General features: G+C 65.9%; 9 protein-coding genes. 1 reads left to right on the top strand and 8 read right to left on the bottom strand.

Annotated features, from left to right (window positions below; translation table 11 throughout):
• Window positions 1-188: 188 nt before the first annotated feature.
• From ABZX37_RS48675 to ABZX37_RS48640, 8 genes are all read right to left on the bottom strand, one after another.
• Window positions 189-566, bottom strand: a complete 378-nt coding sequence (locus ABZX37_RS48675) for a Rieske 2Fe-2S domain-containing protein (protein ID WP_354751150.1) — start codon at window positions 564-566, stop codon at window positions 189-191.
• The gene (locus ABZX37_RS48670) at window positions 563-850 is read right to left on the bottom strand and encodes a hypothetical protein (RefSeq protein WP_354751149.1); all 288 of its coding nucleotides are present in this window, start codon (window positions 848-850) and stop codon (window positions 563-565) included. Before ABZX37_RS48670 ends, ABZX37_RS48675 begins: the two co-directional genes overlap by 4 nt.
• Entirely contained in the window at window positions 850-2112 is a 1263-nt protein-coding gene (locus ABZX37_RS48665) for an amidohydrolase family protein (RefSeq protein WP_354751148.1), read from the bottom strand. Before ABZX37_RS48665 ends, ABZX37_RS48670 begins: the two co-directional genes overlap by 1 nt.
• A 22-nt stretch (window positions 2113-2134) precedes the next feature.
• Window positions 2135-3295 carry an ABC transporter ATP-binding protein gene (locus ABZX37_RS48660; protein ID WP_354751147.1) on the bottom strand — a complete coding sequence of 387 codons (1161 nt, stop codon included), beginning with the start codon at window positions 3293-3295 and terminating at the stop codon, window positions 2135-2137.
• 38 nt (window positions 3296-3333) lie between these two features.
• Window positions 3334-4449 (bottom strand): extracellular solute-binding protein, encoded by a 1116-nt coding sequence (locus tag ABZX37_RS48655; RefSeq protein ID WP_354751146.1) that lies wholly within the window; start codon window positions 4447-4449, stop codon window positions 3334-3336.
• 16 nt (window positions 4450-4465) lie between these two features.
• The gene (locus tag ABZX37_RS48650) at window positions 4466-6226 is read right to left on the bottom strand and encodes an iron ABC transporter permease (protein WP_354751145.1); all 1761 of its coding nucleotides are present in this window, start codon (window positions 6224-6226) and stop codon (window positions 4466-4468) included.
• Window positions 6227-6386: 160 nt separating this feature from the next.
• The gene (locus tag ABZX37_RS48645) at window positions 6387-7436 is read right to left on the bottom strand and encodes an aminotransferase class I/II-fold pyridoxal phosphate-dependent enzyme (protein ID WP_354751144.1); all 1050 of its coding nucleotides are present in this window, start codon (window positions 7434-7436) and stop codon (window positions 6387-6389) included.
• Between the two features lie 88 nt (window positions 7437-7524).
• Window positions 7525-8205 carry an FCD domain-containing protein gene (locus tag ABZX37_RS48640; protein ID WP_354751143.1) on the bottom strand — a complete coding sequence of 227 codons (681 nt, stop codon included), beginning with the start codon at window positions 8203-8205 and terminating at the stop codon, window positions 7525-7527.
• A gap of 167 nt (window positions 8206-8372) precedes the next feature.
• Between ABZX37_RS48640 and ABZX37_RS48635 the strand changes: the two genes are divergently transcribed.
• On the top strand, window positions 8373-9563 hold the full coding sequence (locus tag ABZX37_RS48635) for a M20 family metallopeptidase (RefSeq protein WP_354751142.1): 1191 nt from the start codon (window positions 8373-8375) through the stop codon (window positions 9561-9563).
• Window positions 9564-9947: the final 384 nt, after the last annotated feature.

The raw sequence follows: 9947 nt of genomic DNA, 5'->3' as shown, positions 1-9947 counted from the left end.
ATCCTCTCCTCTCCTCCCTAACTCCCCTTTACCTATTGCACCTCTATCCGGGCGTGTGGGGTTTTTTTAATGTAATCTTCCCCCCCTTCTAACCCCCCCCCCGCGCCGTAGTGACAATGAAACTTCGGGGTGGTGGCCCCCTCGCAGGGCGCAATGTCGCCGCCAGGCGACGAGCCGCCCACACCACCTCAGAGAGTCACCACAACCTCATCCCCCACCACCCGAACCGGAACCCCCCGCAACCCCACCCGACCATCCGCCGGATGCCGCCCCGTCAAAATATCGAACTCAAACCCATGCCAAGGACAAACAATATTCCGATCAGCCGGATGAAACGCAGGCCCGGCACTCTTCCGATCCTCCCGAACCGGCTGAATGGTCCGGGGCATGATCTTCCCCTGACAAACCGGCCCACCCTGATGCGGGCACACGTTATGCCAAGCCCGCACCTCCCCGGCATGGAAGTAAAGCCCCACTTCCAGCCCGTCAACCTCCACCACGATCCGTTCGCGCGCCTGGAGATCCGCCAGCCGAGCAACAACGACATCCCGCTGCACAGCGCTCATTCGGCCCTCCGATACCAGATCGCCATGTCGAAAAGGTTCACATCCGCCGCATCCAGCAACGCAGTCACCAAAACAACAGTCTCCGTCGCAGTAAGCGCATCCTCACGAATCGGCCACGCGATCTTCCCCACCCGATCAGTCTTGGCAGAGAACAGCCGAGCCGCCGCGTACAACAAATCCGCGATCTCTTCGTCAGCGACCGCAGCAGCCCGGTCCTCCGAGACAATCCCAGTCGTCAGCTCACCCAACCGGGAAACCAGCGAAGTCAGTTCAGAGGTCGCCATCACGAAACCCCAGGACGGTCGTGGAGCACACTGCGCGCAGCGGGCTTCCGGCGGTCAGTAGGCAGATTGAAGACGCGAGCCGCGTTGAGACCGAGAATGTTCCGCTTAGCCTGCTCAGACAAAAACGGCAGCCGCGTAATAGTCGAAGGCGCGTCCCAGTCCCAATGCGGCCAATCCGAAGAATACAACAACTGCGTCTCCGCGTTGAACGCCTTCATCCCGGCCTCCAGCAACTCCATGCTGGTCCGCTCCATCGGCTGGCTCGTATACCACATATCCTTCATGTACTCACTAGGCAACCGATTCAACCCAGGAGCCTCGCTAGGCCGCATCAACACCTCATGATCAAGCCGCTGCATGAGGAACGGGATCCAAGCCAGCCCGCTCTCGACCCACACCATCTTCAGCCGAGGGAACCGCTCCGGCATGGCGTTGATGATCCAGTTAGTCACATGAATCTGGTTGTAATGCGTAAAAGACAACGCATGCATCGACAGGAACCGGTTCAACTGGGCGAAAGACGGATCGCCCCAGTGATACCCAGAGTGGAACGCGAGCGGCTTCCCGCTGTCCTCGATCAGCTTGTACAGCCGAGTATAGACATCCGAATGGACCGGGTTGTTGCGCGTCGAACAAACCGTATACCCGATGATCCCATCGTCATCGGCATACTTCTCGACCAGCTCTTCGCATACCTCAGGCGTGTTGTACGGCAAGTACAACATCCCCTTGAGCCGATCATCCTGCGGCAGAACAACTTCAGTCAGCCACCGGTTGAAAGCCCGCCCCAGCACGACCTCGACTTCGTCCTGCGGATGCATGCCCAACAGCAGCATCGCACTCGGAAACACGACCTGGTAGTCCAGCCCCATCGCGTCCATGCCGCGCCGAGCAGCGGCAACGAACGGATGCCCGGACACTCCGTCGAGCGGCTCCTTGCGCCCCTGATGCCCGATCCGTCCGCCGACGCTCTGATGCGACATACCAGGCTGGATGTTCAGCAACGCGTTGTTCCCAGCGAACTTGCCGAACTGGTCCATCCCGATCTGCCGCCACACATCGTTGTCGATGAGTTCCAGCACCTCGCCCCAGAAGTGATCCTCCGAGACGTGCGCGTCGATGTCGACGATGAAGTAGTCGTCGTACTCCCGCTCGGCCTGTTTGGTCGCGTGGGCGAGGACGTCCCGAGTGTCGGTGCGCCCGCCGATCTCGGCGAGTTCCCGGATCCGAGGCCCGTCGGAACGCGGCGTATTCAAGGGCACGGATTCTTCCCTTCGTCCGGCGTCAGCGGGGCGCGACGGCGGCATCGGTCATCGTGGTCAGGTAGTCGTCGTCAGCGGGAGCCGCGTTCTCATGCGGAATGACGACAGCACGGTCCGGGCTCACCGCGAAAGCGTGTTCCTCCCCAGCGGTCGGGACGGATTCCGCGGACAGCTCAGCCGTTTCGGTCCGCACCCGCATCGGGAGACCGTCCGCACGCACAAGAAGGTTGACGGCACTGCCGAGATAGGTAGTGCGCTCAACGGTTCCCTGGAATCGGCCCAAACCAGAACCGTCCGAAGACAGCCGGGCATGCGCCGCACGAAACGCGATGTCAGCCCGGTCTCCCACGGAAACATCACCGGTCGTGATCCCCGAGAAGACCAGCGAGGTGTCATCCACCCGCACCTCAGCGGTCTTCCCGTGCACACCGGTGACGGTCCCGGGAAGGATGTTCTGAAATCCCATAAAGTCCGCGACATAAGCCGAATTCGGCCGGTCGTAAAGGTCGCTCGGCGTACCGGACTGGACGATCACGCCCTCGCTCATCACGATGATCCGGTCGGACAGCGTGATCGCTTCCTCCTGGTCGTGCGTCACGTAGACCGACGTCGTCTCGAACCGGTTGTGCAGCGAGCGCACCTGCTGGCCCATCTGGTACCGCAGTTTGCTGTCCAAATTGGACAGCGGCTCGTCGTAGAAGATGATCCCCGGCCGGGCGGCCAGCGCACGCGCGAGTGCCACGCGCTGCTGCTGACCGCCCGACAAAGCGGTGACCGGGCGCTTCCCGAGGTCGGAAAGGCCAACCGCGTCCAGCATTTCCTGTACCCGCTGCGCCCGCTCCCGGCCAGGCATCCGCGCGACCTTCAGCGGGTACGCGACGTTGTCCGTGACGTTCAGGTGCGGCCAAAGCGCATAGCTCTGGAACACCATCCCGACCCGGCGTTTGTCCGCGGGCACGAACGTGCGCCGCGCGGTGTCGACGACGACCCGGTCGCCCATGACGATCCGGCCCGAGGTCGGCCGCTCCAGCCCGGCCAGGCAGCGCAACGTCGTCGTCTTGCCGCAGCCCGAGGGGCCGAGCAGCGTCACGAACTGCCCGGACTCGATCGTCAGATCCAGTTCGTGCAGCGCCGCCTTCGCGCCGTACTTCTTGGTGAGTCCGGATACCTGGACCTCGGTCATCGTGACCTGCGCTTTCTCTTCGGCCGGGAGGCGAGGCGTTACTTCTTGAAGGCCTGGGTGATGAAGTCGAAGTAGGGCTTGTTGAACGCGGGGTCCGGGTTCGAGAACGGCAGCCGCGGCAGCTTGTCCAGCGACGGCAGCCCCGCCGGGCCGGGCGCGGTCGGCGTGCGGCCGTAGGAGTTGTCCTTCTCCGCCAAGGCTTTCTGGCCCTCCGGCGAGTACAGCCAGTTGACGTACAGCTGCGCGGCGTCGGAATCCGGCGCGTCCTTGATCAAGCACAGCGCGGACCGCGCCATGTAGTTTCCGCCGTCCTCCAGCGGGAACACCATGCCGATCGGCGCGCCCTTCTGCTTCTGCGCCTCGAAGTAGCCCTGGTACACGGCGATGCCGACCGGGAACCGGCCGCTGGCGACGTCGGTGGGCACCATCGGCTCGGACTGCGAGATCTGCAGGTCCTGCGCGGCCAGCTTCTCCAGGTAGGAACGGCCCCACTTCTTCTCGTTCTCGGGCAGCATCAGCGATTCGAGGATGTACCGGATGCCGCCGGGCACGGTCATGTCGCCGACCGCGATCTTGCCCTTCCACTTCGGGTCGAGCAGGTCGTGCCAGTTCTTTGGCGCGTCCTGCTTCTGCACCTGGTCGGTGTTGTAGACAAAACCGAAGTAGCGCAACGCGAAGTAGGTGAGCCTGCCGTCGTTGTCGGTCGGGACCTTGAACCCGGGATCCGCGGTGCGCACGTCCGCGGGCTTGCAGATGTTCGGCTTCGCGGCCGCCTGCGGAGATTCGCCGCCGACGTAGACGTCCGCGATCCGGTTTCCGCTCTGTGCCTCGGTGTCGAGCTTGGTGAGGATCTGCGCGTCGGCCTGGTCCTGCGGGAGCAGCTTGATCCCGGGGAAGCGCTTCGTGAACACGTCGTTCAGCGCCTGGTTCGCGGTCACCCCGGGCCCGTACAGCACGAGCTGGGTGTGGTTGGCCGAGAACGCCTTGTCGTACAGCTCGTTCATGTACTTGTTGGCCGAGGCGGAGGCTCCGGGGACCTCGATCGGCGTGCTCGACTTGGTCGCGCCCGCGGACGCACAGGCGGTGAGCGCGGCGAGCAGGCCGGCGGTGAGCGCCAGCGCCGGTGCGCGCAGTTTCGTACGGGAGAACTTCATTGTTCTTCCTCTCGGGTCAGGGGGTGAGACGGGAGAGCGGGCCTGCGGAACGGTCGCGGCCGAGGATCCGGCCGCCGAGCTTGACGGACACCGCGGCGAGCGCCAGCACGACGAACGCGGCGATCAGGATGATCATGAACAGCGCCGCGCCCCGGGACATCTCGCCGGTGAGGAACTGCTGGAACGCGGTCAGCGACACGGGTTCCAGGCCGGGCGGGGCCAGCAGCATCGGCACGGCGAGGTTGCCCGAGATGAACAGCGCGGAGAGGAACCAGCCCGCCAGGAAGCTCGGGACGACCAGGCGCAGCACGATGGTCACCAGCACCCGGCCCGCGCTCGCGCCGGACATCCGGCCCGCCTCCTCCAGCTCGGGCGACAGCTGGGCCAGCGCGCCCTCGGCGATCCGGCTGGAGACCGGGATCGTCGCGACGACCAGCACGAGCGTCATCAGGAACGCCGAACCGTAGAGCCCGCGGAAGGCCGGGAGATAGAGCACGGCGAACATGTAGGCGAGGCCGAGCACGACGCCGGGCAGCGCCCACGGGATCCAGACGGCGAACGAGGTGTAGCTCCGCAGGAATCCCCGGCGCCGCGCGGTGACGTAGGTGGTGAGCAGCGCGATCGCGATCGAGCCGAAGCCGCCGATGACCGCGAGCCACGCGGTGAGCGCCAGGCTCGAGCTGAACTGCGGGTCGGTGAGCATCGTGACGTAGTTGTCCAGCGTCAGCCCGGTGCTCATCACCCCGAAGATCGGCTGGAGGCTGCCGAGCACCATCGCGAACAGCGGCAGCAGGAAGTTCAGCAGCACCACCACGACGATCAGCGCGGACAGCACCCAGCGGACCGGGCCCAGCTCCTGCGGATCGCGGCGCGACGTCTTGCCGGTGAGCGTGGTGAAGCTGCGGCCGCGCAGCATCCAGCGCTGGGCGAGGAACAGCAGCAGCACCAGCAGGATCAACACGAGCGACAGCGCGAACGCCTTGGTGTACTCGGCTGGCGCCTCATCCCGGACGTAGTGGTAGATCTGCGTGGAGAAGACGTAGATGCCCGCCTGGCGGCCGATCAGCTGCGGTCCGTCGAACGACTGGAACACCAGCACCGCGATCAGCAGGGCCGCGCCGGTGATCGCCGGGCCGACCGACGGGATGGTGATGGTGAAGAACGTCCGCACCGTTCCCGCGCCGCTGATCGCCGCGGCCTCGTCGAGCGACTGGTCACGGTTCTTGAACGCGCCGAGCAGCAGCAGGTACGCGAACGGCATGTAGCCGAGCGACGTCAGCAGGATCAGCCCGCCCCAGCCCTGGATGTTGATCAGCGGCCCGTGCGTGCCGAGCGAGCGGCCGAGCTGGTTGAGCAGGCCGTTCTGCGCGTTGCCGAGCATGATCCAGCCGAGGGTGTGGAACAGCGGCGGGACGAACAGGTTGATCACCATGATCGGCGTGAGCAGCTTGCGGCCGGGCACGTTGGTGTTGGCCGCGATCCAGGCGAACAGCCCGCCGCCCGCCACCGAGATCGTGCCGCACACGACGACCAGCACGATCGAGTTCCACAGCGTGTGCCAGGTTTCCGGGGCCTCGAACGCCGCGAGCAGGCCGCTCATCGTGAACGGCATGTTGTCCGAGGGCAGCCCGTCGCGGAAGGCGCCGAGCACGATCATCGCCACCGGATAGACGAAAATCAGCGTGAGCCCGGCGAGCAGGGTCGCTTTGAGCACACCGCCGGTCACCGAGCGGCGCATCGATGCCCGCCGGTCGTGCTCGAATAGGCGCTCGGTCACTGCACCGTTCCTTCCTGCGAGCGATCGGTTACCCGCCGCGTGAACGAACCGCTCCGTCCGTCCTGCCGGTTAGCGTAAGAACTCGGGTGCGGCGGCTCATCGAGCGGCTCTCCGAAGTCCTCCCGGTTTCCTCCGACACGGTGTCGGAGGAAACCGCTGATCAGACAAGGGCGGCGAGCACCGCGTCGTTTTCCTCGGGCAGCCCGATCGTCACGCGCGCCCCGCCCGCCTTCGGGAACGGCCGGGCGAGCACGCCGCGAGCCTCCAAACGGGACAGAAGATCGGCCGCGTCCCCAGGCAGGAAAAGGAAATTCGCCTGACTCGGCACATACGCGACGTTCGCCGCCTTCAACGCCGCCTCGACGCGAGCGCGCTCGGAGACGATGACGGCGGTCCTTTCCTTCGCCACAGCCAATCCTTCCGCGCTCAACGCCGCGATGACCGCCGCTTCGGCCACGCTGTTGAGCGCGAACCCGACGGACGTGCGGCGCAGCGCTTCCGCGATCCGCGGCGCCGCAGCGGCATAACCGACGCGGATTCCCGCCAAACCGTGCGCTTTGGACAGTGTCCGCAGCAGCACGAGATTCTCGAACTCGTCGAGCAATCCGACAGTCGCGTCCAGCGGTTCGGCAGACACGAACTCGCGGTACGCCTCGTCGACAACAACCAGCACGCTCGACGGGACGCTTTTCAGGAAGTCGCGGATATCCTCGACCCCGCGGAACCCGCCAGTCGGGTTGTTGGGATTGCAGAGGTAGACAATGCGGGTTTCCGGGCCGATCGCGGCGAGCATCGCGTCGAGGTCCATCGCGCCGTTCGCGTCGAGACCGACCTCTGTGGACTCCGCGCCGGCGAGCGAAAGCGCCGCCGCATACGCCTCAAAGGACGGTGCCGGGCGCACACCGTGCACGCCAGGTTCACAGACGAGCCGGGCGAGCGCGTGCAGCAGAGTGCCGGATCCGTTGTCGATCGCGATGCGCCCCGCGTCCAGCCCCATCGCCTCCGCGACGGCGGCGCGCGCCGCGGTGCGGTGGTAATCGGGGTAACGGTGGGCATTCCGCGCCGCCTCGGTCATCGCGGCGACGATGACGTCAGCGGGCGCCCACGGCATTTCGTTCTGTGACAAGCGGATCGGCGGCTGCGCACCGCGGGACGAGCGATCGGGGGCGGCGAGCACGCGGTCGACCACACTGCGGAACTCCAGCAGCATGCATCCTCCTCAAGCCGGACGATTAACTGTAATGAATATACATAATTCTGAGCGCGTGTACATCCATCAGTTCTCCGGCTTGCGAAGATCAGGAAGGCCGGGCCGCCACCGCGGGACGGCGATGCCGCGAAATCGCCGACTCCGCGAGCTTGTGGTCGCGCCGCACGACCGCCTCGGCGAAGTCGAGGTGCGTCCGCAACCGCTCCTGCGTGGTCGGCGCGGTGACCCCCTCGAGCCGCGCGGCGATGATGTAATCGACCAGATTCGTATACAGACTGCGCAAAAGCTCGTTCGGCGACACCTGCGCGATCCGCGCGTGCAGCGCCCAGATCGCCATCGGAGCCTCCGCGGAATCCCAGGCCGCCTTCAACGTCTCGGCACACGCTGAGATATCAGCGATGTCCTCGTCGCTCGCGTTCTCGACCGCGTCGTGCAGCACCGAACCGTCGAGCGAGTCCAGGACCCGCAGACAGTTCTCCACCGTCGCCTTCCCCTCGCGCAACTGCAGCAGCTGGTCGCTCAGGTGCGTAAACGGCGAACGCGTCGCAACGAAGATCCCACCGCCCGGTCCAGGCTTCGCGTCGACGATGCCACGGGCGCGCAGCAACTGAATCGCCTCGCTCAGCGTCGCCGGCGCAACCCCGAAGCGCGCCATCAACTCCTGACGGCGCCCGACGAAATGCCCAGCACTCCAGCCCTCCGAGACGATCTCGTCCTCGAGCGCGCGAGCAACCTGGACGGCGGCAGCGGTGTTCGTGATCTGCGGCAAGGATCCTCCGAAGTTCTCGGTCCGGTGACGTCGCCGACGCGGGTCACGCGTAGTGACAGATTAGAGGCGCACCGGAACCTGGAACACCCGGCATCGTCTATATTGATTGTAGACATTAGACGCTGGGGTCACCAGCGCGGCACGCACCGTTGCCCTTAAGGAGCCCCATGCCGGTTTCCGCCTCGATCCTCGCCGCTTCCGCCGCCCTCCAGTCCGACCTGGTCGCCCTCCGCCGCGCCCTCCACCCCCGCCCCGAAGCCGGGTTCGCCCTCCCCCATACCCAGCGAGCGGTCTTGAGCGCGATGGCCTCACTCGACCTGGAAGCAACGCCCGGCCCGCACGATTTCACGTCAATCGTCGCAGTCCTGCGCGGCGCGCGGCCCGGACCGTCGGTTCTCCTGCGCGCGGACATGGACGCGCTGCGCGTTACGGAAGAGACCGGACTGCCGTTCTCCTCGCAGACTCCCGGTTTGATGCACGCCTGCGGCCACGACCTGCACACCGCCGCGCTCGTCGGCGCGGCAAAGCTCTTGAGCGCCCGCCGAGACGAGATCGCCGGCTCGGTGGTCTTCATGTTCGAACCAGGCGAGGAAGCAGGCGGCGGCGCACAACGGTTAATCGAGGAGGGAGTGCTTTCAGACGTCGAGGCCGCATACGGCATTCACGTCCTGCCCGGCCAGTCTGGCGTATTCACGACCCGTCCCGGTTCGGTCATGGCCGGGGCGAGCAGCCTGTCCGTACGCGTGCTCGGCCGAAGCGGACACGGTTCGCGCCCCCATCAGGCAGTGGACCCGGTTCCCGCTGCAGCACAGATCATTTCGGCACTGCACACCTATGTGACCCGACGGTTTCCGGTGTTCGATCCGGTGGTGCTGTCGGTGACCAAAATGCAAGCGAGCGAGATCATCAACGCCATCCCCGACGAGGCGACCCTCGGCGCGACGATTCGCGCGCTGTCCGCGGAGAGCGTGGAGATCCTGGCCCGCGAACTACCCTCACTGGCAGACGGGATCGCGTCGGCGTTCGGTTGCCGCGCGGAGACGGAGTTCCGGTCGGTCTACCCAGTCACCACAAACGACCCGAAGGCAGCGGCACATGCGTTGACCGTGCTCGGTGATCTGTTCGGCGCGGAACGGGCTGTCCCGCTGGAGAACCCGGTAATGGCTTCGGAGAGCTTTTCCGCGGTGCTGAACGAGGTCCCCGGCGCGTTCATTTTCCTGGGCACCACCCCGGACGGGATCGCCCCAGATGCGGCGGAGATGAACCACTCCCCTCGCGCGGTCTTCGACGACAGCGTCCTCGGCGACCAGGCCGCCGCCCTGGCAGCACTCGCCCTCAGCCACGTCCGCCGGCCGTGAGGGGAACCCTGAGGGACTCTGATTCCCGCAGGGTTCCCCTCACGACCCACCACCGTCTGTGCGGGGCCCCTTCACGGAATCAGATTCCCTCAAGGAGCCCTTCACAGCCCACCCCCACCCGCTTGCCCACCCGCTCGTTCGCTCGTTCGCTCGCCGCCTCGATGCGCCCCAACGCCACATTCGGTGCATCCCACGCACCCAACGCGGCATTCGGTGCATCACATGCACCCAATGCCACATTGGGGCGCTAGCCCCGGCCCACCGCGAACCGCAGCCGACGCACCCACCCATGGAGGCACCCACCCCGCCCCCAACCCCGATACGAAGCCGCCCTGCGGTTCGGGGGTGCTTGTCAAGGCATCTTTCCCGCCTTGACAAGCACCC

Source organism: Amycolatopsis sp. NPDC004079 (genome assembly GCF_040610415.1).
Classification (GTDB): Bacteria; Actinomycetota; Actinomycetes; order Mycobacteriales; family Pseudonocardiaceae; genus Amycolatopsis; species Amycolatopsis halotolerans.
This window is presented reverse-complemented; position numbering and strand designations above follow the sequence as displayed.

Coding starts and splice junctions, on each gene's coding strand:
- ABZX37_RS48645 (WP_354751144.1), bottom strand. CDS start 7,436: ATGCTGCTGGAGTTCCGCAGTGTGGTCGACCGCGTGCTCGCCGCCCCC.
- ABZX37_RS48670 (WP_354751149.1), bottom strand. CDS start 850: ATGGCGACCTCTGAACTGACTTCGCTGGTTTCCCGGTTGGGTGAGCTG.
- ABZX37_RS48635 (WP_354751142.1), top strand. CDS start 8,373: ATGCCGGTTTCCGCCTCGATCCTCGCCGCTTCCGCCGCCCTCCAGTCC.
- ABZX37_RS48660 (WP_354751147.1), bottom strand. CDS start 3,295: ATGACCGAGGTCCAGGTATCCGGACTCACCAAGAAGTACGGCGCGAAG.
- ABZX37_RS48675 (WP_354751150.1), bottom strand. CDS start 566: ATGAGCGCTGTGCAGCGGGATGTCGTTGTTGCTCGGCTGGCGGATCTC.
- ABZX37_RS48655 (WP_354751146.1), bottom strand. CDS start 4,449: ATGAAGTTCTCCCGTACGAAACTGCGCGCACCGGCGCTGGCGCTCACC.